Source organism: Galbibacter kalidii (assembly GCF_026241135.1).
In the GTDB taxonomy this organism is placed as follows: domain Bacteria; phylum Bacteroidota; class Bacteroidia; order Flavobacteriales; family Flavobacteriaceae; genus Galbibacter.
Genome location: NZ_JAPFGA010000006.1, coordinates 176,896 through 202,101, shown reverse-complemented (window position 1 = coordinate 202,101; position 25,206 = coordinate 176,896). Strand labels below are relative to the sequence as shown.

The 25,206-nt window shown below is 39.8% G+C and carries 16 protein-coding genes; 3 read left to right on the top strand and 13 right to left on the bottom strand.

Annotated features, from left to right (window positions below; translation table 11 throughout):
* Positions 1 to 64: 64 nt before the first annotated feature.
* From OOZ15_RS08635 to OOZ15_RS08625, 3 genes are read right to left on the bottom strand one after another with little or no spacing between them, the layout of a single operon-like run.
* Complete coding sequence (locus tag OOZ15_RS08635; RefSeq protein ID WP_265955844.1) at positions 65 to 1,720, bottom strand: DUF5123 domain-containing protein; 1,656 nt, start codon at positions 1,718 to 1,720, stop codon at positions 65 to 67.
* 24 nt (positions 1,721 to 1,744) lie between these two features.
* On the bottom strand, positions 1,745 to 3,553 hold the full coding sequence (locus tag OOZ15_RS08630; protein ID WP_265955839.1) for a RagB/SusD family nutrient uptake outer membrane protein: 1,809 nt from the start codon (positions 3,551 to 3,553) through the stop codon (positions 1,745 to 1,747).
* Positions 3,554 to 3,581: 28 nt separating this feature from the next.
* Positions 3,582 to 6,911, bottom strand: coding sequence for a SusC/RagA family TonB-linked outer membrane protein (locus OOZ15_RS08625; RefSeq protein ID WP_265955837.1), 3,330 nt, complete (start codon positions 6,909 to 6,911; stop codon positions 3,582 to 3,584).
* A gap of 438 nt (positions 6,912 to 7,349) precedes the next feature.
* On the opposite strand from OOZ15_RS08625, the gene OOZ15_RS08620 reads away from it, so the two are divergent.
* Positions 7,350 to 8,702 (top strand): Gfo/Idh/MocA family protein, encoded by a 1,353-nt coding sequence (locus tag OOZ15_RS08620; protein ID WP_265955836.1) that lies wholly within the window; start codon positions 7,350 to 7,352, stop codon positions 8,700 to 8,702.
* 3 nt (positions 8,703 to 8,705) lie between these two features.
* Here the strand turns inward: OOZ15_RS08620 and OOZ15_RS08615 are convergent, their stop codons facing one another.
* Positions 8,706 to 9,410, bottom strand: a complete 705-nt coding sequence (locus OOZ15_RS08615) for a TIGR03915 family putative DNA repair protein (protein WP_265955835.1) — start codon at positions 9,408 to 9,410, stop codon at positions 8,706 to 8,708.
* Positions 9,411 to 9,606: 196 nt separating this feature from the next.
* On the opposite strand from OOZ15_RS08615, the gene OOZ15_RS08610 reads away from it, so the two are divergent.
* Positions 9,607 to 10,371, top strand: a complete 765-nt coding sequence (locus OOZ15_RS08610) for a LexA family transcriptional regulator (RefSeq protein WP_265955833.1) — start codon at positions 9,607 to 9,609, stop codon at positions 10,369 to 10,371.
* A gap of 143 nt (positions 10,372 to 10,514) precedes the next feature.
* Here OOZ15_RS08610 and OOZ15_RS08605 read toward each other — a convergent pair whose 3' ends face one another.
* From OOZ15_RS08605 to abc-f, 4 genes are all read right to left on the bottom strand, one after another.
* A complete protein-coding gene (locus tag OOZ15_RS08605; RefSeq protein ID WP_265955831.1) occupies positions 10,515 to 11,837 on the bottom strand; it encodes a TolC family protein in 1,323 nt (440 codons plus the stop codon).
* Positions 11,827 to 15,024, bottom strand: a complete 3,198-nt coding sequence (locus OOZ15_RS08600) for an efflux RND transporter permease subunit (RefSeq protein WP_265955829.1) — start codon at positions 15,022 to 15,024, stop codon at positions 11,827 to 11,829. Before OOZ15_RS08600 ends, OOZ15_RS08605 begins: the two co-directional genes overlap by 11 nt.
* Positions 15,021 to 16,172 (bottom strand): efflux RND transporter periplasmic adaptor subunit, encoded by a 1,152-nt coding sequence (locus OOZ15_RS08595; RefSeq protein ID WP_265955828.1) that lies wholly within the window; start codon positions 16,170 to 16,172, stop codon positions 15,021 to 15,023. Before OOZ15_RS08595 ends, OOZ15_RS08600 begins: the two co-directional genes overlap by 4 nt.
* Positions 16,173 to 16,506: 334 nt before the next feature.
* A complete protein-coding gene (gene abc-f, locus OOZ15_RS08590; RefSeq protein WP_265955826.1) occupies positions 16,507 to 18,426 on the bottom strand; it encodes a ribosomal protection-like ABC-F family protein in 1,920 nt (639 codons plus the stop codon).
* A 169-nt stretch (positions 18,427 to 18,595) separates the two neighbouring features.
* On the opposite strand from abc-f, the gene OOZ15_RS08585 reads away from it, so the two are divergent.
* Positions 18,596 to 18,991: a DUF983 domain-containing protein gene (locus OOZ15_RS08585; RefSeq protein ID WP_265955825.1), complete on the top strand. Its 396-nt coding sequence runs from the start codon at positions 18,596 to 18,598 to the stop codon at positions 18,989 to 18,991.
* Here the strand turns inward: OOZ15_RS08585 and OOZ15_RS08580 are convergent.
* The 5 genes from OOZ15_RS08580 to porK form a co-directional block, all read right to left on the bottom strand.
* Positions 18,988 to 20,034 carry an NAD(P)/FAD-dependent oxidoreductase gene (locus OOZ15_RS08580; protein WP_265955824.1) on the bottom strand — a complete coding sequence of 349 codons (1,047 nt, stop codon included), beginning with the start codon at positions 20,032 to 20,034 and terminating at the stop codon, positions 18,988 to 18,990. The two genes, OOZ15_RS08585 and OOZ15_RS08580, sit on opposite strands and share 4 nt — an antisense overlap.
* Positions 20,035 to 20,472: 438 nt before the next feature.
* Positions 20,473 to 21,363: a type IX secretion system ring subunit PorN/GldN gene (gene porN / locus OOZ15_RS08575; RefSeq protein WP_265955823.1), complete on the bottom strand. Its 891-nt coding sequence runs from the start codon at positions 21,361 to 21,363 to the stop codon at positions 20,473 to 20,475.
* A gap of 15 nt (positions 21,364 to 21,378) precedes the next feature.
* Positions 21,379 to 22,977: a type IX secretion system motor protein PorM/GldM gene (gene porM, locus OOZ15_RS08570; protein ID WP_265955822.1), complete on the bottom strand. Its 1,599-nt coding sequence runs from the start codon at positions 22,975 to 22,977 to the stop codon at positions 21,379 to 21,381.
* Positions 22,978 to 23,024: 47 nt separating this feature from the next.
* Positions 23,025 to 23,678 carry a type IX secretion system motor protein PorL/GldL gene (porL, locus tag OOZ15_RS08565; protein WP_265955821.1) on the bottom strand — a complete coding sequence of 218 codons (654 nt, stop codon included), beginning with the start codon at positions 23,676 to 23,678 and terminating at the stop codon, positions 23,025 to 23,027.
* A 70-nt stretch (positions 23,679 to 23,748) separates the two neighbouring features.
* Complete coding sequence (gene porK / locus OOZ15_RS08560; protein ID WP_265955820.1) at positions 23,749 to 25,101, bottom strand: T9SS ring complex lipoprotein PorK/GldK; 1,353 nt, start codon at positions 25,099 to 25,101, stop codon at positions 23,749 to 23,751.
* Between the last annotated feature and the right edge of the window lie 105 nt (positions 25,102 to 25,206).

Genomic DNA, 25,206 nt, shown 5'->3' with positions numbered 1-25,206 from the left:
TGTAAAGACTTTTTAGTTACAATAATCAATAAAAGCTAACTAAACTGATTATATGAAGAACTAACTATAATTCATTTCTCCAACGAGGATCACCTGCATTTGTGCTTCCGGAAAAACTATTATCCTCGAAATTAAAATCGTTGTTATCCGGGTCTACCCATAAATCTCCTGAAGCACCATCATATGTAAAATTCGGTATTCCTGGAATTTCATTAGAATAAATATCCAAATCGCCCGTACCCCAATTATTCTCTAAAATGAATACTGTATTATCTAGGCGGTTAACTCCCTTAATACCATAATCGTCTTCACCAGCCGTATTCCAACCACGTCCAAATATATTATTGCGTAACTCAATTCCATTAGTCACTTCAACTCCATCTTGACCCCAGTCAAAAATATATCGTCCACTATGTGTTACTTCATAAAAAGTTGAAGACTCAATAATTATAGAACGCGTATTATTGACATTGTTACTTCTAATAAAGCTACTTCCTATATTGGAAAAAGTTGAATTTGAAAGATGGATATCTCCTATTGTCCAGTCCGATCCTTGCATATAAACCAAGTTATAGCTCTCCAAACTATCTACCGCAACATTGTTCATTGTAATTTTATCAACGGTTCCTGTTCCACTATTAATACGTAAACCTCCCCTAAGCGGGCCTATTTTACAATTCTCATAACGTACTTCCCCTAATGTGCCATCACCATTAAGATAGAAAAGGAAAGAACCATTAAAAGGACCTTTGATGGCAACTTCATTAAATACTACCGAATTTACATTGTTATTTTCAATATTAAAACCTTTATGTAATCCCATTTCAATAGTTGCCAAGTCTGCAGTAAAGCCATATGCCCCACGAATCTCTACCGAGCTTTGCAGCGTTGGTGGCTGGGACATATCATAAACCATTCCTTTTTTAAGCATGATTATACTCCCCTCTGGTGGTACTCCCTGCAAGGTTTGTGCAAGAATTGTAGGGTCATCGCTTTCCCTTAAGTCAATTACATTTCCTCCCGATGGCAGAGCCTCTCTTGTGGTATAATTGACCCATCCCCTAAGTTCTTCATCGCTATAGATAGCTATTTGATATTCGGTTTCGGGATCTAGACCTTCTACAAAGCCTTCTCCATTCAGCTGTCCATCTTCAGAAACCGGAGCCTCTTCAAACAAAGGGTCCTCTAAATAAAGATCATCTGGTGCAAACACTTTTATCCCGGTTACCGTAGCACCTGCTACAGTCCAACTTACCCTAGCTGCAACATCAGTTACATCGTATGCTTGTGGTATATTGAGTATGGTTGGGAATCGTTGTGTTCTTACATTACCAAAATCTGAAACCTTACTATCGTACTCCGAATCTGCTGCATGCGCAGTAGCCCTCACCTGATAAAGTGTACTCCAGAACAATTCTTGTCCTATCAAGTCTTCGTTGATTTCCACATAATTGGTATCGGTCATAATGGTATATTCTACAGTTGAAAAAGTATCCCTACTTACTTCAAGAGTATAGCTTTCTGCTTGCTTCAGTTTTCCCATATTTACAATTATGGTATTTCCTTCAGCCAACATCGGTTCGTTAAGTACCGGGCGAAATAACCTGGTCTGTTCTTCTGCAACCCCGTCATCATCATTATCACATGCATTGAAAAGCAATATGCACATGCCTAAGAAGAACAAGGACTTTATATTAAAAATACTATTATTGGTTTTCATTTCTTTTAGTTTAATTAAAGTTGATTAAAATCCATATCCACTATTATCCAGTGTTCCCTGACTAGCTTCAATTGCTACATTAGGTATTGGGAATACATATCGGACTACCCCTGCTGAAGGGCCGTTGATATAATTTTCCCAGTCTCTCGTAATCCATTCATCATATGTTGTAACATCGTCGTGGAGGTCCAACAAAAATGACGTTCGGTTCCATGTATCATCCGGCGGAGCTACTACCTTAAAATCAGGATTCAACACCTGAAATTCACCGCTTTCATCTAATTTCCAGTACATATAATCCGGGTATTCTGTAGTACCGTTAAAAGCTTCATCAGCAAGTTGCTTAAGCCCCTCTACGGTTTCCTGTACTTTTTCTGAATAAATTCCCCAACGGATCAATTCGTATTTCCTGATCATCTCTCCACCAAACTCCCATGCTCTTTCATCTACTATTGCATCGAAGAATGCTTCTTTTGAAGTTGAAACCTGAGCCACATAACCATCTACACCTTCTGCCCAATCAGCAGGGTCAAAAGCCCTTTGCCTTACCCTTTTTAATGCCTCTTGTGCCTGTGCGGTAGGGCCATTCAACTCGTTTTCAGCTTCTGCGAACATCAACAGGATATCAGGGTAACGCATCATCGGCCAGTTGATACCGGTGCCTTTTGCTGAAGACTTTCCCGGAGCCGGATCGAGAAAATGACGACTCCATTTTCCTTGTGAAATGTTCATAGGACCATTAACGAATTCTGTTTCAAATTCTTCGGTTATCTTATACAGTCCACAAGTAACTTCCCGTCTTTTATCGTTAGAATCGAAAGACAAGTAATAAGTTACAGGCATTGCCATATAGTTACCACCCGAACCATAATCGTGGCTAGCTTGTGCACTACCTTCTACCCTAATACCAATATTCCATCCTACATCTCCGCCACCAATCGGGAACGGCACTTCAAAAAGGACATCTTCATTCACAGGGGAAATAAACTTACACTGGTTAAGAAAAACCTGCCTGAAATCTGCTGGTAAAATCCGGTCTTTAAGTGTTATCAATTTTTGGGTATAGTCCCGCGCTATCTGATAATAGTTTAAGTAGTCACTATTCCTGGCCATAGTCAGGTCCGGTTTTAAATAATACCCTCCTCTTTGTAAAGCCAAACGGGCAATCATACCAAGGGTATATTCCCTGTTTACCTGCTCAATACCATGTGAGGTTTCATCGGCCCACTTCATCTTTTCTTCAATATCGATAAGTGCCTGTATTTCACCGGATAGAATTTCATTCCTGTCTGTTTTGGGAAGATTGAAATCTGCTCCAGCCACCGGTGCCTCTGTTACATAAGGCACATCGCCAAAGTGATAAGCCAACATACTGTACCAATAGGCCCTAAGCGTATATGCTTCTCCTAAAAGCTGGTTCATTGTATTTATTTCAGCTTCAGAACCGTTATTTAACACTTCGCTATTCTCAATTCCTTTAATAGCTATGTTTGCATCTCTAATCGAACGATATGCATATGTCCATACAATATTCAGGTCACGGTTACTATCGAGTGCATTCAAATCCCATATTTGATAACGGTCGCCATTACTTGCCCACCCTGATTGGTGTTCTATATCGGTATTTCCTGTCATATTGTTGGATAATCTCGACCTGAACGCATCTTGATTAAAGTAGGAGTATATTGCGTTTACACCGCTTCTCGCATCGTCTACATTAGAATAGATATAATCAAGATCGAAGTTAGAAAGCGAATCAGGCTCTAAGAAATCCTTCTCACAGGAGGTCGTTAATGCTATTACAATTAGCGTTAAAAGATATTTTATTTTCATCTCTTTAAATTTTGTGTCCATTTGGTTGTTAAAAAGTTATATTAAGCCCCAAAGTGTAAGAGCGGCTTCTAGGGTATGAAGAATAATCTACCCCTGGTGTTAAACCACTATTTCTTCTCGAATCTACTTCAGGATCATAACCTGAATAATTGGTCCATACGTGAAGGTTCCTTCCTGTTGCGTACAATCTAAGTTTAGTCATTCCTATTTTAGAAATCAAATCAACAGGGAAGCTATATCCTAAGGTTAAGTTATTTAACCTAATGAACGATCCGTCTTCTATAGCCCACGAATGAACAACAGCTCCTGCTATACCATGACTGGCATGTGACCATATGTTTTTACCCTCGTTCAATTCGGCTAGTTGATCAAGATCGGTAACAACCTCTCCGGGAGTTCCGGTATATTGTCCGTCTACATCAATATATGTAAATCTGTTGTCTGAGTTCATTCTATCCAACAAATTACCGTAGGTTACCCTTCTGAATTGGTTATACTGAATCTTCCCGGTATTGTACACATCATTACCATACTGATAGTTGAAAAATGCTGAAAAGTCAAATCCTTTATATCGTGCATTTATTCCGATACCACCCTGAAAATCTGGCAAGGCATTTCCGATGACCTGTCTATCATCGGCATTTATTTCTCCATCGCCGTTTAGGTCTTTTAGTTTTAAAAACCCCGGGCGGATATTGGTGTTTCCAACAACTGAACCCGAGTTTGGCACATCTTCATTCAAAATATAATCGCCTGAGGTTTCGTCGTAGCTTGCAAAATCATCTGTTGAATACATGCCATCGGTTACATATCCATAAATATTTCCTACTTTACCTCCTTCTTCCAAATGATAGTCACTAATATTATTCAAATCGGTACTAGCCCAATTCGACCGCTCAAACCTTTCGGTTGTACCATCCAACTCCTCTATTTTAAAGGTATTCGCCCCAATGTTGAAGTTTGTTGAAAGCGAAAAGTCCGATTTCTCAATAAGATAAGCATTTAACCCTAATTCTACCCCTGTATTGGATGTAGAACCTATATTGTTCCATTGGGTTTCAAAACCAGAATTGGGAGAAACAGCGGATTGCAACAGCAGATCCCTTGTTTCATTTTTATACAAATCAAAACTACCGCTAAGCCTTCTGTTAAACAGTCCAAAATCCAGACCAACGTTATTGGTTACTGTAGTTTCCCATTTAAGTTCAGGGTTATATAGTGAGCTACTGCTTGGCGTGTAATATACTTGCTCCTCATTGCCAAAACCCGGACCACGATTGGTTTCAGGACTAAATGAAAACTGGGAAGCATCGGCATCTATCCTATCGTTACCGGTTTCACCATAAGTGATCCTCAATTTTAGCTCATCTATCCAATCGGCACTTTTCAGGAAGTCTTCTTCGTCTGCTTTCCAGGCAAAAGCCAAGGCAGGAAACACTCCAAGGTTGTATTTTTCAGAAAACTTACTCGATCTATCAGCTCTTAAAGTAGCTGTCCATATATACTTGTTCTGCAATTGAAAATCTGCACGCCCAAATATAGATCTTCTATTCACATCTGTTTCTTCTCGAGTAAATGTCCTGTCTATACGCCCTATTTGCATATTGGCAAACAGTTCTTCCGGGGTGATTGACAACCTGTAGTCTTCTCCCCTTATAAAAGCCCTATCAGACCCGTTTGAAGATACTTCGTACCCAACAAGCACATCCAACTTATGATCTTCTCCCCATTGTTTTTTATAGTTTAAGGTAGTTAACCATCTATATGATAAGTATTCACGATTATCTTTTTCCCCAAGCGGCATACTACCACCATTGTTAAACGACTCGCCCGTTAATGGCCCATAGAAACGTAAGTTTTCCCAGAATCGTCTTTGATTGGTGAACGTGGTTTTCAAATTAAGTCCATCAATAATAGACCATGTTAAGCCGGCATTTAAAACATATCTTTTATCTGTTCTTTTACGCCAGTCTTGCTTCACCAATTCTGTAGGCGATATTAGACTTAAAAGAAAAGACTCATAATCATTATCTGATGATGATCCTAACTGAGTAAGATCAATATCCAATTCATCTGCTATCCCATTCACCGGTCTTGCCTGCACTACATCTTTTATACTTAATTGTGCACGTGAAGTACCAGCTCCATCTCTAATTGAATTAGAAATTCTGGCAGAAGCATCAAAAGTAAGCCCGTCTACTATTTTTTGGTTCAACTTAAAATTGATCGTCGTTCTTTCATATCCAGACCCTATCATAACACCTTCATCATTGTTATGGGAAAAACTCAATCTCATTTTAGTCATGTCTGTACCACCACTAACCGTTAAGTTATGGTATTGAGAAAGTCTTTTTCCCCCAAACAACTCTTCTTGCCAGTCTGTACCTTTTTTCGATCTGTACAAATCCATATCGTCATATACACCAAAAAACCGCTCAAAATTTTCGGTAGCTGCTGTCCCCTGTAATTTTGCATATTCATAATTGGCAAACACATACTCGTGTGGAGATAAAACCTCATATTTCCTATTTGATGGAAATGTATTGTACTGAAAGTAGTTGTTGTAATCGACACTAACTTTCCCTGCAATAGGGCTTTTAGTTGTAATAACGATCACCCCGTTAGCAGCTTGTGAACCATATATAGCAGTAGCTGCTGCATCTTTCAACACATCTATACTTGCAATATCGTTTGGCGCAATGTCGTTTATACTCCCGACAATAAAACCATCCACAACATATAGGGGAGAATTATCCTGGGTAATAGAGCCCCCACCACGAACGCGAATGTTTATATCTGCTCCCGGTTCGCCATCAGTAGTAGAGACATTAACACCGGGTAATCTCCCCGAAAGTGCTTCAGCCGTACTTGATACCGGGATTTTTGCTAGTTCGTTTGATGACATGGAAGCAACCGAACCGGTCATATCTTGTCTACTGACTTTCCCATAACCATAATCTATCAGAACGACCTCTTCCAGTTGATTCACATCACCTTCCATGGTAACGTTGATAGCTGTTCTACCGTTCACACTCACTTCTTGAGCTACATAACCGATAAATGAAAAGACCAGTACTGCATCAGGTCCAGAAACACTAATGGTATAGTTCCCGTCAAAATCTGAAGCCACCCCGTTCTGGGTTCCCTTTTCTATAATAGAAACACCAGGTAGTGGCCCTCCAACATCTCCGGCTAGCACTTGTCCGCTAACCGTTATGTCTTGCGCATTAACCGAATAAGTGCCGACAAGAAAAAATCCCATCAACACCAAAACGCCAGCAACTTTTTTCAACGGCAGCAACTTTTGCCATATCAAAACTGCAAAGCGTTGGTACAATGTAAAATAAAGATTTGTCATAAATACATGCTTTGTTTGATTGTATAATTATTAATTAGCTATAGTTATTCTCATTTCCTGTGTCTAGCTACTCTAGATCATTTTTGCCATTTGGATATTGACAATTTATTCTGAATATAATTCCTCTTTCATCAATCGCGGTCCTCATTTATTCATCGATCATCAAATATTGGTTAGTAATTTTATCAATTTTTAATGTAATCGATTGCCCAAATATATTTAAAAATTCAGTTTTTCCAAATTTTATGTTAATAAAAATACGTTTTTAACATATTTAAATACATTATTTTATCAAAAAACAGGTGTTAAAGGGGAAATATAACGTTTGAGAAGCAAAAGATTTTAACATTATGTAATCGATAACATGAAGATTTGACACACAAACATCACTTTTATTTTTATACATTTATGAAAACATTAATTAATCTTACCTAAAACATGAAACACCTTAAGAAATCGAGAAGAAAGTTCATTCAAAATACGGCACTCGCAACAGCCGGATTGGGCTTTTCAAATTATCTACATGCCGAAACCCTAGTAAATTCCATAAGAAAAGTAAAGCCAAGTGACCAAATAAATTTTGGGGTCATAGGTTGTAAAGGCATGGGATGGGCCGATATGTCAGCTCACCTTAAAATGCCGGAAGTAAATTGTATAGCCTTGGCCGATGTTGATGAAAATGTCTTGAACAAAAGAGCAGCCGATGTTAAAGAACTTCGGAACACAACACCAAAACTGTACTCCGACTACCGAAAACTTCTAGAAAACAAAGATATTGATGCTATTATTATCGGCACCCCCGATCACTGGCACTGCCTGAATTTAGTAGACGCTTGTCAAGCTGGGAAGCATGTTTATGTAGAAAAACCCCTTGCCAACAGCATTGAAGAGTGCAATGTCATGGTAGATGCTGCAAAAAGATACCATAGGGTTGTTCAGGTAGGACAGTGGCAGCGAAGCGGTTCACAATACGATGAAGCCATTCAATATGTAAGATCAGGAAAACTAGGGAAGATCCGTCTTGTAAAATGTTGGGCTTACCAGGGATGGATGAAACCTGTACCCGTCAAGCCCAATTCTAAACCACCAAAAGGTGTCGACTACAAAATGTGGCTGGGACCAGCCCCTTCAAGGCCTTTTAATGAAAATCGTTTTCATTTTAATTTCCGATGGTTTTGGGATTATGCCGGTGGTTTGATGACCGATTGGGGTGTTCACGAAATTGATATCGCCCTCTATGCCATGAATGCAAAAGCTCCTAAATCCGTTATCGCTTCAGGAGGGAAATTTGCTTATCCTGATGATGCTTCTGAAACCCCGGACACCTTGCAAACTGTTTATGAGTACGACGATTTTAACTTGTTATGGGAACACGCCACCGGTATAGATGGCGGAAATTATGGCAAAACGGAAGGTATCGCCTTTATCGGCAACAAAGGTACATTAGTTGTTAACAGACAAGGTTGGGAAGTAATACCGGAATCTGACAATATAGAAGACAAGCAAGTACCAAGAGTAGAAAAAGTTGCATTCCAAAAAGGAAAAAATAACGCTTTGGAAGATCATGCGGCAAATTTTGTAAACGCCATAAAAGGGAATACAACAAAGCTGAATTGCGGAATAGAAACCGGAAGTATAGCCGCCATCAATGCCCACATGGGAAACATCGCATACAAAACCGGCGAAAAGATATATTGGGACAAGGAAAAAGAAATGTTCCAAAACAACGACAAAGCCAACGCATTACTGAAAGCCAATTACCACAACGGATGGGAGCTCCCGAAAATATAGGCCTTAGTAGTTCATTTCCGGTTTGTCTATTTTTTTGTGTTTGGTTGCATATGACGAATTAAACAAGCCAACGGACAAGGTTTTATTACCAAAAGTAAGTTGAAGCACCTCTGATTCTTCGGAGGTGTTTAAATGTATTTTTTTGACTCCCAGCAGATCAAAATACAACCCGTATGATCTTTTTTGGTCGTAGATCAACCATTTTTGATCGGGATATTTCCTTCTGAAATAGTTCCCTACCAAGGGCAATATGTCAAAACCAGACTGTATCGCTGCAACCCACACCCCTTCATCAGTAGCTTTAAATTCCAGATAGTCCTGAATATGATGCATTTCCCGAGTTACCATTTTTGCAACCTGGGAAACACGCAACACATTGACATTGGAAAAATCCGTATGGATAAAAGATTCGCTTGCATACGCATACACAATATATTTAAGCAATACATCTTCCGTTCCCTTTATTTCGCTCAAAAATGCCTTGTACAACTCCTTGGCACCATGTTTGGTCACCTTCAATTGCAACGAATGCCATACCCGTTTTGCATACTTTTCAGACGATTCAACATAAATGGGTTCAACAAACATATCCGGAACATAATGTTTGGGTTTTACAATGGAAACTTCCTTTAAATTTTCATCAAAAACCTTGTACACGGCCGATAAAAACCCTGCAAAACTACCGTCGTAAATCAGTATTGCTTTCATCTTTTTATCCTTTTTACTTTTGGTGAACATATCACGAAACACCTTCTTTAACATTGTTGGAAATATTCCAAAATTTAATGTCCGACGTTCCATAACTTTGCTTACCTTAGTGTTATTATATGAATTGTTCGATTCAAATATATGGAATTTTTCCAATAAAAAGGAAATAATCCAAAATATTTTTTATTTTTACCATATGAAATCTGATTTGTCTATTGAAGTAATCCGTTTTAAAGAGCTAAGGGAAACCCTGAACCATACCCAGCAAAGCTTTGCCGAAGCCTTGGGGGTTAAGAATTCCACTGCTGATATTGAACGGGGAAAATCCAAGATCTCGGGGAGTGTTGTAGCCGCTTTGATGGATCAATTCAAAGTGAATCCGCTATGGCTTTACGGAAAAAGCAATCAGAAACGTATAGACACTTCAGTAAACACCGCTCCAAAAGTTTTGACGGTAGACCCCGATAACAACGATGCGATTGTATTGGTGAACGTTAAAGCAGCAGCCGGTTATCCGCATAATGTTCAGGATTTGGATTGGTATGAGGAATTGCCTGCTTTCAATCTCCCACTTCCCGAATACAGAAACGCTACTTATCGCGGTTTTCAGGTTGAAGGCGATAGTATGCTGCCAAGTCTGCACCCCAAAGAATGGGTTTTGGGCAAGGCGGTAGAGAGCATCGACATGCTCGACAACCATTCTATTTGTGTAGTTGTGATGCACGACAGTGTCTTGGTGAAAAAAGTGCAAAAACACGATCATGAAGAAAAACTTTCCCTCATTTCCCTTAATCCGGAATACCCTCCTATCACGATCGATACATTTCAAATTCAAGAACTTTGGCAGGTAAGCAGTAAATTGAGTTTTGAGATCGACAAGAATCCAGGAGACGCCACATTGGTTCAGATACAAAATTCCATTTCAGAATTGAAAAATGAAATTAATAGGTTGAAGCAATAAAATCTCCCATTTTGTCAAAAGTCCTCCCCCAACCAAGGGAGGGGAGCAGCTTGTTCTCCCCTTTCGGGGAATCCCGGACTCTCTTTTAATACGGAGTTTAGATATCAAAGAAAAACTCATTTGACAGTTTTAGTGAAATGAAGCTAAAAATCAACATTCAGTAGTTGCCCACTTACTTGTAGAGCTTGTAATTCGGCTAGTTTTGCTGTGTATTTTGCTCGATTCCGTTCTAAGACAGCGTTCAACAAATTGATTTGCGCCTGTCTGAACTCTAAGGAAGTGGCCGTACCAAATTTATATCGCTCCTCTGTCCTATTGAAGTTGTTTTTCCCGGTAACCACATTCTTTTCCTGTGCTTCCAAAATAAACAAAGCATTTTCATAGGTTTCCCAAGCATTTCGTATATCACGCTCTACAGATAAGGCTACCTGTTTTTTTTGCAGCTCTTGATTTTTGTAGCGTATTTTAGCATTTTTCACCTGTGTAATGTTGGTTCCCCCGTCAAAAAGGTTCCACGAGAGATTAAGTCCGGCAGAAAGCCCCGTTGTGGTACTCTCAGTAGTAAAGGCCAGCGGATTTCCATTCTCCGATTTGTTCCAGCCATAAGACCCTGTCAGACCAATCGTAGGTAAAAAGCCACCTTTGGCTGCCTTATATGAATAATCGTTGATCAACAAGCCTTTTTCAGCCTGCAACAAGACCACATTATTTTCTTTGGCGCGTCTCAGTACATCTTCCATTAGCAAATTCGGAACAAAATTCACGGTGGTATCCACTTCAAAATCCACAGACAAATCCCTGTTCATTATCAGGTTAAGGTCGCGTTTTGTGTTTCTCAGGGTTTGTTGTGCTTGTAATAAATTGATGCTGTCTGTATTGACATCCACTTCGGCATTCAAAACATCCAAACCTGTGTTTTGCCCATATTCAAATTGATATTGAGCACGTTGTAACCTATCTTTAGAAATCTCCAAAGCTTGTTTCAAATTGGCTGTGTTTTCGGTGAGCCTTGCCACTTCATAATACACGCTGAACAATTGAAGAATCGTATTTTCTATGGTTTCCCTGACTTGCAATTCACTTAAATTGGATTGCTCTTTCAGGGCTTTGTAATTGTAGTGCCTTCCTAAACCATCAAACAAGGTGTAGTTCAGATCCAGGGAAGCATTATATCGTTTGGTTTCCACTCCTTCAGCCGATCGCACATCGCCATTGGCTTGTGTTCCTTCGGTATTTTCTCTATTGAAATTGGCACCTGCATTTCCCGTAAGCCTCGGTAAATAACCGGAATTTAAAACCCCGGCATTGTTTTCAGCGATTTCAGCTTCATTATTGGCGATTTTTACTCCCAAATTGTTATCCAGCGTAAATGAAACGGCCCCATCTTTGGTAAGTAATTCCTGTGAAAACACACAGGCATGCACCATTAAAAATATCAATAAAAACCCTAATCTACTATAGTTCATGCTTTTCAGCCTTTAGTTCTTTAACTGCTCTTTCTACTTCTCTTGGTTTTACCATTTGCCCGGTTTTTAACCATTTTACCGTTACTTTTATCCTATTGCTCATCGAGAGTAAAGTTGGTAGCATCAACAGGGTCAAAAAGGTGGCAATCCCAATACCGAATGATATAGAGATGGCCATTGGTTTTAAGAATTGTGCTTGTCTGCTCTTTTCCAATAAAAGTGGTGCCAATCCGGCTATGGTGGTCAATGAAGTCAGGAAAATAGCCCTAAACCTTGATTTTCCAGCTAAAAGGATGGATTCTGCATAGCTCTTTCCTTCGGTTAAATATCCGTTGAATTTACCAATGAGTACCAATCCATCGTTTACCATAATACCGATCAGAGCGATAATTCCCAGCATGGAAAGTACGTTGATAGGGAATCCAAGTAGGTAATGTCCCCAGGCCACCCCAATCAAACTGAATGGGATCATGAGGAGCAACAAGAACGGTTGACCATAACTTCGGAATGTAAATGCAATTACGGCATAGATCAGGAAAATAATGATCGGGAACACCTTTGTGGCGGAATCCGACAGTCTTTGGGCTTCCCTGTTTTGTCCTTCATAAGAAGCGGTCACCGTTGAATAATGCGATTGCAGCTCCGGCATAATATTATTTTGAATATCCAATAATATATCTGTCGCACTCGCTTGGGGATCACTCAAGTCGGCTTCTACGCGAATTTCCCGTACACCTTCCAAATGGGCAATTGATTCATCCCCTCTTTCAATTCTATAGGTGGCAATTTCACTAAGTGGCACCCGATCTCCCGTGGGGGTCACGATACGCATTTCGTCAAGGTCATTTATAGATCCCCGGTCGGATCTGTCATAACGTACCCAAACACGTATTTCATCCTGTCCACGCTGAAAGCGCTGTGCTTGACGCCCAAAAAACCCGCTTCGCACCTGATCCATCACCGTTCTAAGGTCCAAACCAAGCGAATAGGCACTCTCTTTCAATTCGATCAAAATCTCTTTTATTCCCTGCGGATCAGAATCGATGACATCTTTCAACAAAGGGTTTGCTTTGAGGCGTTCTTTTAAGAATTCTTTGGCTTGTTTCAGTTCTTCACGGTTATTCCCCAAAAGGGATACGGAAACCGGTTTTCCACCAAAATTTCCTCCCGAACCAAAGGTGAGTCGTTCTACACCATAAACTTCGCCTACAGTGTCCCGCAGGTTATTGGTAATCAAACTCGATGCAAAATCCCGTTCTTCCCCCGGCAGCATATTGATGTTTAACGAAGCTTTATTTGTTCCGGGGCCAACCCGCTTTATTATATTCTGGATTACAGGTTTATTCCCTGTTTGTTTTGCAGTATATTTTTCATTGACTTTCCAAGCGTTTTCTTCTACCATGGTAATGATAGAGTCTGTCACCTTCGGATTTGTTCCTTCCGGCATTAACAACTCTACCGAAACACGATCACTGGCAACATTCGGAAAAAGTGTTGTCCGGATAATACCTCCTCCAATGGCTCCAATCGTAATAATGAAAAGCATGGCCGCTATCCCAAAAGACAACAATTGATAACGCAAACAGAATTTGAGCGCCGGACTGTATACCTTATCCCTCAAATAGTCCATCACTATATCCCCATACTTATTTACTTCCCGCATTTTGGCAAAGAAACGTTGCATGGTCGATCGGTTTGCTTTTTCTTCTTTGGTTTCCTTTACCAAAGCTTTGGAATGTGCAATATGTGCCGGGAGGATAATTAAAGCCTCTACAAGTGAAACTGAAAGCGTTATAATCACTACAGTGGCCACTTCACTAAAAAATTCACCGATCCTACTATCCAAAAACAAGAAGGTTGAAAATGCCAATATGGTTGTTATAATTGCCGAAACAATAGGCGGGATTACCTCCAAAGTACCATTTATGGCTGCTTTAATTGGAGTAGCTCCTCTTTCGTAATGTTGATAGATATTCTCGGCAATTACAATTCCGTCATCTACCAAAATACCGATTACGATAATCATTCCGAACAAGGACAATACGTTGATGGTCACACCAAACATACCGCCAAAAATAAAAAGTCCGAGGAAGGAAATAGGCAAGCCAAAGGCCACCCAAAATGCCAATCGCGAATTGAGGAACAACGACAAAAAGATAAGTACCAACAAAATTCCCTGCCATGCGTTCTTTGCCAGTAGATTGGTTCGCTGTTTTAACCGAATGGACGAATCGTTTACCACATCCAGTTTTACATTGTTATATTTACTGTTGAATTCATCGATGTAGTCGTTCACGACCTCTGCTGTAGAGATCAAATCTTCACTATTTGTATTGCTGATGGTAATGTTTACGCCCAAATTCCCATTGAAATAGGAAGCGTTTGGGTTTTCTTCAAAACGATCGCGTATTTCGGCCACATCGCGTAATCGAACCGAAGTTCCGTTTGGTAATGCCTTCACCACGATATTGTTCAGTTCGTCTCCATAATACGAACGGTTGTTTGCCCTGATCAGGTAGTCTTCACTGTCCGTTTTAATATTTCCTCCGGTGACCAACAGATTGGATTGGGAAACCGCCGAAGCCACTTCAGCAAAAGTCAAATTATACGCCAGTAAATCCAATTCCCTGACTGCTATTTCTATTTCTTCTGCCGGATATCCGGTTATTTCTATTTGTGATATCCCATCAAAACGTCGCATATCGTTCTCAACATCCCTGGCGATCTTTTTCAGGGTGGCCAAGGCTACACCTTTGCCATTTACCGAAAAACTGATGGTTTCCCTGATGGCTTCTTGTTTTCCCACGACAAGAGGTTCCATTCCCGAAGGAAAAGTGGGCACCCTGTCCACAGCATTCTTTACTTCAAGCAACATGAAGTCGATGTCATAACCCATTAAGATCTCTACGGTGATAGAACCCCCATTCTCCCTTGAAGTTGAAGTTACCCTATCGATCCCTTCAATGCCTTTCAGGTTGTCCTCAATCTTTATGATAATCCCTTCTTCAATCTCTTGCGGAGCCGCACCGGGATAGGCAACATTGATGTTGATTGTTCTCGATTCTACCAGCGGGAAGAAAGAAGATTTCAGGTTAAGTGCTCCAAAAATACCAAAGATGGCAAAGGCGATAATGATAACATTGACCGCAACATCATATTTTATAAAATAGGACAGTATCTTTCTCATTCTACTGCCTGTTTTGTATTACTGATCACACTTTTAGTGTCTGTTTCAGCTACCTTGACCACCATCCCCGGAAAAGCACCCGGCACCGGCTTGGTGATGATTTTTGTACCGTTTTCAATCCCTTTTAGCACCACTTCCTTATCAGAATAAAAAACCGGTGTTGCTTCCACCAATTGAAGCACTGTGTCTTTTACGGCATAAACATGTGTTCCGTCGACCATTAGCGAGCGGTCTATTTTTATAGCGTCTGCTTCATCTTTTGCTATCAAGCTTGCTTCCAAATACATTCCTTCTTTCATTCCTTCACCTTGGGCTTCAATAAAAATCTTAACGGTTTGTGTCGCTTGATCCACTTTTCCATTGATTCGGCTCACTTTCCCTTTCCATTGTTGAGTGTGTTCCAAATTGGAAAGTGTCACCGCTTTGCCTACACTTAAAAAACGGCTGTATGATTTATTGATAGCCACTTCCATTTCATAAACACTCGGATCGATAAATTCTCCCATTTTTTGGCCGTTTCTCACCAAGGTCCCTTCGTTTACCAAAGCCTCAGTGAGCACTCCATTAAAAGGAGCCACAATGGTATATTTCCGAAGACGCTCTTCCAAGTTCTTTACATTGTAATAAGCCGTGTTGATGCCCCTGCCGATAATAAAATTATTTACCTGAGCCGAAGTTGATTCCGGTAGAGGAGGCGTAGCTTTTTTCATATCAAAATTATTCAAGTATGCTTGCCATTTTGGGTAGGCCTCCGGATAGTCCAACCGAAGATCGGGCATTATAGAAGTAATTAAATTAACCAGATTACTTTTTTGTGACTGTACTGAAGCACCAAATTCTGCACCATCCATTCTAAGAAGCACACTTCCCTTTGAATATTTTTGTCCTTCTTTAAAAAGCTTACTGCTCCTCAGGAAAACTCCCTGAACTTCAGAATAAAGTTCTATTCGGTGTTTGGCCATTAAATTCCCATTGTTTTTGATAACAATAGGAACATCCTTATTTTCCACGGTATCTACAAAAACAGTCTTTACAACCTTTTGCACATTCCCCGTTGGTTTGTCTTTGTTTTCAATAAGATATTTAGCGAAGAATATCGCAAAAACAATTAACAATAATCCTAAAACGCCAAGCAGAATTTTTCTCATGTATGTATATCAGTCAGTAAACCGCAAAACTATCTATATCACGAGTGTTAAAAGGTTAAATATTTCTTAAATATACTGATATCTCCTACAATTTTGACGAATTCTAAATTCAGAATATCCAAAAGAAGTAACATCTGAAGGATCCTCAATAAAAAAAGAGTGTTAGCAAAATTTTGCTAACACTCTGTAAATTAATCAAACAAACTAACTAAATATGGAACAATTTTAAGTGGAACATAAAACATTCTCTAAATGATTTAGCTTTACCACTAAATTACTTCTAAGGTAATGAAAAAATCCACGAAATACATTTTTTTTCGACGAAATGCATGGTTTATTCAAAGTTTTGAAGCTGTTCTGTTAGTCCATACCACTCTTCAGTTTGTTTTTCCAGTAGTTCTTTTTTCTTATTGTAGTTATCAAAAAAATCAGGCTGAGCACTTAATTCATCATAGTTTACAGCCAATTTGGCATCGATATCTGTTATTTCTTTTTCAAGGTCGGAAACTGCTGTTTCGAGTTTACTGATCCTGTTCTTTAATGATTTCAGTTCTTTTTGTTCTTCAAAAGATAATTTTACTGCATTCTTTTTCTTTTCGACCGGAGTCGCTGTTTTTTCAGTTTGTTTTTCTACCTCCCTGAAGCTCTCTACTTCCCGTTCTTCAAGATATGAATTGATATCCCCGAGATATTCCTTTATCTTCTTATCTCGGAACTCAAAAACCCTATCCGTTAGGTCTTGTAGAAAATCACGGTCGTGAGAAACCAGAATCATCGTCCCTTCAAAGTTCTTTAGTGCTTCCTTCAATACGTTTTTAGATTTGATATCAAGGTGGTTGGTAGGCTCATCCATCACGAGCACATTAAACGGGTGCAACAACATCTTGCAAAGTGCCAATCGGTTTCTTTCTCCTCCGGAAAGCACTTTTACTTTCTTTTCCACATCGTCTCCCCTAAACAAAAATGACCCCAGCATATCCCTTACTTTCGGGCGATTGCCATCCATAGCTTCATCCAACATAGTGTCGAGAATGGTTTTTTCACCATCTAAGTATTCCGCCTGGTTTTGGGCAAAATACCCCAATTGTACGTTGTGCCCCAGTTTTAGTTTCCCTGTATGGGAAAGTTCCCCTACGATAATCTTTGCCAAAGTCGTTTTTCCTTGTCCGTTTTGTCCTACGAAAGCAGTTTTGCTATTTCGCTCGATCAGGAGGTTCACATCCTTCAATACCTCTTTATCGTCATAACTTTTTCCTACATCCTCAGCTTCGATTACCACTTTTCCGGGTTGAACCGACAGCGGGAAGCGAACATTCATCACGGCATTGTCCTCTTCGTCTACTTCAATACGATCTACCTTGTCCAATTTCTTGATAAGTGATTGTGCCATCGAGGCTTTTGAGGCTTTTGCCCTAAACTTTTCTATCAGTTTTTCGGTCTGTTGTATTTGTTTATCCTGATTTTTTCGAGCGTTCATTTGCAACTCCCGCATTTCAGCTCTCAATTCAAGGTAAGCAGAATAGGGTTTGTTGTAGTCGTAAGCCTTTCCTAAGGAAATCTCAATGGTCCTGTTGGTTACATTGTCCAAAAACATTTTATCGTGGGAAACGATCACCACTACCCCGCTATAGGCCTTCAGAAATTGCTCCAACCAAATAATGGATTCGATATCTAAGTGGTTGGTAGGCTCATCGAGCAATAAAACATCGTTGTCCTGAAGTAAAAGTTTGGCCAACTCTATACGCATACGCCAACCTCCGGAGAAGGTATCGGTAAGTTTATCAAAATCCTCTCTTTTGAATCCGAGCCCCAAAAGCACCCGCTCAGTTTTTCCCTGGTAATTATAACCCCCGATAATTTCGTAGCGATGGGTGAGGTCACTCAAATCGATCATCAATTGATTGTAACTCTCACTTTCATAATCGGTTCGCTCTGCCAGTTGTTGGTTCACTTCATCTAGCTGTAACTCCATGGCTTTGATCTCTTCAAAGGCCTGATAGGCTTCATCGAGCACTGTTCTTCCTGGAATAAAATCAATATCCTGTTTCAAGAAACCGATCTGCACTTCCTTATCTGTTGCTATCACTCCGGAATCGGGTTCCATTTCTTTGGAAAGCAACTTCAACATGGTTGATTTTCCCGCACCATTTTTACCGATAAGACCTACGCGATCACCTGCATTCAGCCTAAAGGCAATTTCTTCAAATAAATATTCTCCTCCAAAGGATATGGAAAGATTGTGGACGTTGAGCATCTTTTGTAATTATTGTTACCTATACCTATTGAACTCAATCAAAATATAGTATTTTTGTTTAAATCCCACTAAGTGGGTCTTATTACCCGATGCTTTTACATCGCAAAGGATAAGGTTTATTTGTTTGAATACCTCGTGGGCCAGCCCTGAGATAATTGATTTTTTGCAAATGTTAAAAAAAGGAAGCAAACTATACAGCATTTTAACAGGAAGTTGTCCCAAATGTCATGAGGAAAGCATGTATGTAAGTAAAAACATGTATGATCCTTCCGAGACCATCCATATGCATGAGCATTGTTCACATTGTCATACGAAGTACAAGATCGAGCCGTCGTTTTTTTATGGCGCCATGTATGTAAGTTATGCAGTTGGGACTGCTTTTGCCATTGCTGCCTTTATTATTTCCTATTTGATCATAGGCTCTACACTTAGTACAGCTTTCATTACCATTATTGGTGCATTGGTGGTTTTTATGCCTGTGATTATGCGTTTATCAAGAAATATTTGGATCAATTTTTTTTTCAAATACGATTCCAATGCTGTTCAGCGAAAGCCTGAGGTTTAAAACTGTTTTTTATAACGATCAATATCAATTTCCTTTTCCAAAGGGGTTTTATTTTCAATATTTTTGAAGAGTTGCTTGGCTACATAAGGAGCTATCATCACCCCACGACTTCCAAGTCCGTTTAAAACATACATAGATTTATGTTTTGGATGCTGTCCGACCAAAGGTCTACGGTCCGCAACTGTTGGACGTATTCCGGCAAGGTGCCCCACCACTTCATAATCACATTTCAGGAAGGTTTCGAGTTTCTCCAGCAATTCTTGTTTTGAAGCTTCAGTGGGCGTATTGGTTTTATCTTTCCATTTGTAGGTAGCCCCAACTTTATACAGATGGTCTCCCAGCGGAATAATAAACACTGAAGATTTAACCACTACATCGAGTTGAAGCTTTGGCGCTTTGATCAATAAAAGTTCTCCTTTGGTTCCGTTAAGGGGTAAGTAATCGAAAAACGGGTTCTTTTTCAATCCAAAACCTTCACAAAAAACAATGTTCCGAGCAGTTATGCCTTGATATGTTATTGAACTTTCTGCAACCTCCAAGGATTCATAATCGAAGCGTTCTTGCTGAAGTTTGCCTTTAACTATCAAATGTTTTTTATAGGAACGCTGCAACAGATCAGTATCCATTCGTCCGGTATGCAATACTTCCCCATAGCCCAATGGAGCATCAATGTGTTTGTTTGTATTTCTGACCATATTCGTAGAAAGGTAGGGTTTTAATCGTGGTTTATCTGATGCTTCAAACCACATATTTTGTTCTTCAACAGAAACAAACCTGCGCAACACCGGCAATTTATAATTGAATTTTTGAGAAAGTTTATCTTCCAATGCACTGTAGAAAGGTATTAAGACCTCCAATTGTTCTGTGGCTCTCCACACAGGCGTAAATCGCTTTAAAATAACCGGATTGTACATTCCTCCAGCAACATTAGAAGATTGCTGAGAATCGTCGTCAAACACCAAATAAGACTTTCCATGTTGCTCCAATTGCTCACAAAAAGCAATACCACCCAGGCCTACGCCAACCACAATATAATCTATCATAGCACAAAAATAGTGTTTTGTGACCAACAACAGTAATAAGAAGTAATCCCGACTTCTAAATAAAAAAGCGCCTTTTCACAAGAATATTTGAGTCTATGGCTCACAACCTATTCAATCCTAAATAAATTTTATCTGTTCATTTTTTTATCCACCTCTTTTTATTGTTTTGTAGGTGTTCATGATTGCTGTGCAATTCATTGATGAAAAAAACCCTTCGGCTACGCTCAGGATAAACCAAGCCAAAAAATCTAGGCTGACGATAAAAACATAAGAAAATACTACGGAATCCCTAGCCACACCTGCCTGCCGGCAGGCAGGGATAAAAATAACTCAAAATAGCTCCAATTTAAAAGCAGATTGCCAAAAAACAAAAAGACCGCCTAATATTTTTAGACGGCCTCTTAATCTTATGTTATGTCTGAATTGGAATGTCTCGTTTTAATAAGCCCACATATCCTGCTCTTTGCTCCTTATTTGCTCTTTTAGCTTTTCTCCTTCTAAAAGTTGGAACAAAGCATTATCAGGAATGTAATCCTTAATGGATCTATCACCTTGTACATTCTCCTCCTTATAAACAATAGCGTTAAAGCGCCTCGCATTCAACAATTGGTCGAACGATATAGGACTTGATGAATTTCTGTCATTAAAAGCTTTGGCTTTGTGAAGTATATCTCTTGCACTTGGGAACCAAACCCAAAAAAGCGGAACAAGGTCTGAATGCTCAGTATCGATAAAGTTAACATCCGGAGCTACCGGTGCCAATCCAAGCAAACGGTATTTTAATTCCCCTTGACGTTTGTCGAAATACCATACTCCTTTAATACGCCACTCTTCAATATCAGCAGCTGTAATTTCCCTTCTGTTAATATACTCTAAGGAAACCTGCTCTCCGGCATTGACCTGCTCATAACCCAAATCGGTGGTATCCACCTTGGCTAAAGTAGCTTTCAAATCGCTAAACTTACGTTTTTCGGTAAAATAGGAATCCACATAAACATCTTCCAGGGTTCCGTTCTTGATATGCTTCACAAGCACATCGTACAACGACCTTCTGTCTTTTCCTATATCGATCGTATCGATAGGATAATAGAGTGGAAAATTGATACGCTCATCAAGGTCTATTCTTTCCCAAACGGTTTTAGACCATAAGATATCCCTATCGTCCACATATCCGTATGGTAGTGGCTCGTCGTTGTCCGATTCAATATGTTCGTCGGTTTTCACTCCAATTTCTTCAGGTTTCTTCGCATTGAGTATATTTGCCTGAGCGAAGGTCGATCCTGACATGAGAACCACTGTAATTGTTAATAAAATGCCTTTCCAATTCATAACATTAATAATTTATTAATTCGTTAGCTCAACAACAACAGGCGATACTTTTTTAAGTTTATATGTTCTGTTGTTGGTTATGTAAGCTTGAATATCAAAAATTTGTGCTGCTTCGCCTCTTCCGGCTCTTTTAAGAGCCGATTTGGCACGAGCATCCAATCTGTTTCCTCTCACCTGAACCGTAGGTTGACCCGGAACTTTAAATTTAAAGCCGCTCACCGCAAGGTTCAAATCGAAGTCAAAATCTTCCAACATCGCTCCAACAGTTGAAATTTCAAGGTTGTTTCTCGGCATTTTGATTTCGCCATATTCACCTCTAACCGTTCCTGAAGGGCGTGGGATATCTTTAATCCTAAATTCTGATGATGATGAAACACCTTGTCCGTCTGGTAAAGTTCCGCTGGCTCTAATCACCACCGTTCTCCCTGTACCGGGCATCATTGCATATCTACTTCCCGATACTCTTTTAAGTCCAGAAGCAGATGCACTTACTTTATTGTCTGGAATTCCAGGAATGGAAATCGTCATTGGGTTGGAAACTCCACGATATACCACATTCATCTTGTCTGCTGAAATTACCGCTGCATTTGGTTTGGTAATGGTAGCAAACTCTTGTGACACAGGCACCTCGATATCTTCTCCATCTTGTTTGAAGATCAGATTACCTTCCAACTTATGATCTCCGGCTCTACCGGCACTAACGGTCAATTTAACACGACCGTCTTCGATCACATAGTCTTCATCTTCTTCCAACTCTCTTCCGTCCAAAGTAAGATTAACTTCATTGGGTCTTGTTGTGTTATCCTTTCTCCCCAATACAATGGCACCGTCGAATTCCTCTCCTTGGTAGTAAGCCGATTTTGGCTGTTCCAACAAGGTGGTGTAATTGGTCATAGAAAGATCTGATGACATTTGCCCTTGAAGCATCGATTTTAAAATTTCATCTTCTGTAGATTTGATATCCGACTGTAACAAAGTAATTTTTGTCAACGACGCCACCAAAGGGAATCCTTCGTAATGGTACTTCAACCAATCTATGGGTCTTCCATCTCTGTTTTCTACTTTTCCGTTGTCGTCTCCGGTATCAAAACGTGTTTCGATAGCAGACATCAAACTGCTTTTTTGCTCCGGCTTCATCAATGAGTCCGGAATCTTGTTGATGATCTCTATCGTGCTTGCTCTGTAGCTTTCAATGTTATCCACAAACTTTTGTCCTTCTGCAGAATACACCTCGCCTTGAAAAAAAGCTTGGTCCAAAAAGTCTGCTTTGTCCATCACTTCATAATCCTGAAGGTCTTCTTTAGGGATTTCGGCTACCATTTCAGACTTCAGACTGTCTAAGTAGCTATAAAATCCTGAAGAAGCTCCTTTAATGATTCCTACTTCTTTATACAAAGCTTCATATTTCTCCGGCTGTTCCGTAGCTTTTAATTCCAGGTTTGCTAATGCAGCCTGATTACGCTCGGTTGCCTTTTTGTTGAAAGTGGTCAACTTTTCGTTCAATAATCCGAAAGCCGACAATACTTCCTTGCTCATATTCATCGCCAGCATTGCAATGAAAACCAGGTACATTAGGTTTATCATTCTCTGACGTGGTGACAATTTCCCTGCCATATCTAATTAGTTTAAGAGTTAATTATTGGTTCAATAAAACGTACTAATTACGCAGGTCTATTCATTGCAGTAAGCATTCCACCATACACACCGTTCAATGAAGAAAGATTTGAAGTCAACGACTGCATTTGATCTTTCAACCTTCCGGCATTTGCGGCTACTTCTTCTTGGATCATCGCTTGTTTGTTGGCGCTTTCCAACTGTACTTTGTACAAGCTGTTCAACGATTCCATCTGAGCGGCGGCCAAAGAAAGTTCTTCACTATATCTTTTAGTAGAAGTCAAAGCTTCGGCAGTTGGAGAAATATTTTTGGCAGCGCCTTCAAAATTCCTGATACTGTCGCCAAGACTAGACATCAATGCTGAATCTATTTTTGCTTCTTTCAACATATCGTCCAACTTTTTAGAAAGTTGTCCTTCAGCTTCTTTTGCTTCCAATGCTTCGTTCTTTCTATTGGCAGTCATACCTCCTGCCAATTCAGGATATACCAATGTCCAGTCGAGATCGGCGTCAACCGGTTCAAATGCGGAAATCGCAAAAATAAGTGCTTCAGTAATCAAACCGATAGCTAACAGCATTCCACCATTAATCGGTCCTAATTCCCAGTGTAGTATTTTAAACAATGCACCAATGATTACCACCGATGCTCCAAGCCCGTAGGCCATGTTAAAAAGTCTCTTTGTTGATTTTGACTGTGCCATAGTAATAAAAATTTTTTAGTTAAGTTAAGTTAATAATTCAATTAATTGTAGTATTCGGATTCAAGTTTGGTTATTGAGTAGCTTCTGTACCCATATAATCTTGTACTGTCCTAAAGCCAATATAGCTTCGCGCTGAGTCCTGATACTCATAATCTCTTGTGCTCACTTGCAAGAAGTAAGCAACATCTTTCCACGAACCACCCCTAATCACTTTACGCTTGTTCTCGTCGTTGTATGTGTTCGGATTCATTGTGGAAACATATTCATACGAATTGGGGTCGAATGATGAATTTGTCCATTCAGAAACATTTCCTGCCATGTTATACAAATTATAATCGTTGGGGTCATATGAATCGGCTTCGACAGTATATAATGACAGGTCGGCTGCATAATCACCTCTCATAGGCTTAAAGTTCGCCATAAAACAACCCCTGTTGTTCAATATATACGGCCCTCCCCACGGATATGTTCCGGATTCTATACCTCCTCTGGCCGCATATTCCCACTCGGCCTCGGTTGGCAATCTGAATTGGTTTACAAATTGTTTTCCTTTTTCCTTTTGATAATCGTTCTTATATTTTGATCTCCATGCACAAAAAGCCTTTGCTTGCTTCCAAGTAACTCCAACCACAGGATAGTCGCTGTAGGCTTCACTCCAGAAATAGTCATTGTGCATGGGCTCATTGTATGAGTAGCTAAAATCTTTGATCCATACCGTAGTATCCGGATACACCAAGACTTCCTCGTGTTTGATAAAGTCTCTACGCTGACCACCGCCTTTGGCTTTAGCAGCTGCCTGAATATCCATCCAGTCGTATTGGAATTTCAGTTTATTGACATCGATCGTTCTTCGACCGTTATAGGCTTCTTCCATTGGGATATACATGGAATCCATAACCTCTGTATAATATTCATCGGGATATTTGGAAACGTCCCAAACAAGGTCTACATCCTTATTCAGTTGTCTTCCTTCATAACCAGTCTCTCCCATACCTGAATAATTAAAAAGCATATACTTTTGATATTCAGAAAGGTTGGCGGTATCTGCATCCTTAAACGCATATTCACCTATTCCTCCGTTACCAGGGACTTCTCCTAATTCATCAGCAAGGACAGCCAGTCTTGTACGAACGGTGGAATCTTTCACCCACTCGACAAATTGGCGGTATTCACTGTTTGTGATCTCAGTCTCGTCCATATAAAATGAACGTACTGTAACTGTTTTTGTTGGAGCATTGAGAACATTGGCCATGTCTTCTTCAGACCTACCCATAATGAAGGCGCCTCCAGGAACAAGCGACATACCGTAGGGCTTTTCGGGATGCCATTTTTTTCCGCTAACACCAACTAATTCTCCTCTGTCATTAGAACCACAGCTGGTCAAAAATAATGTAACAGATGCTAATAGAAATAGCTTTTTCATATACATAATTGAGGTTAAATTACATTCTTAGATTCAAGATGGTAAACCTATCCAATAAATTTTAAAAAAACAATAAACTCTTAATTTTTGTTGTAAAACCACCGT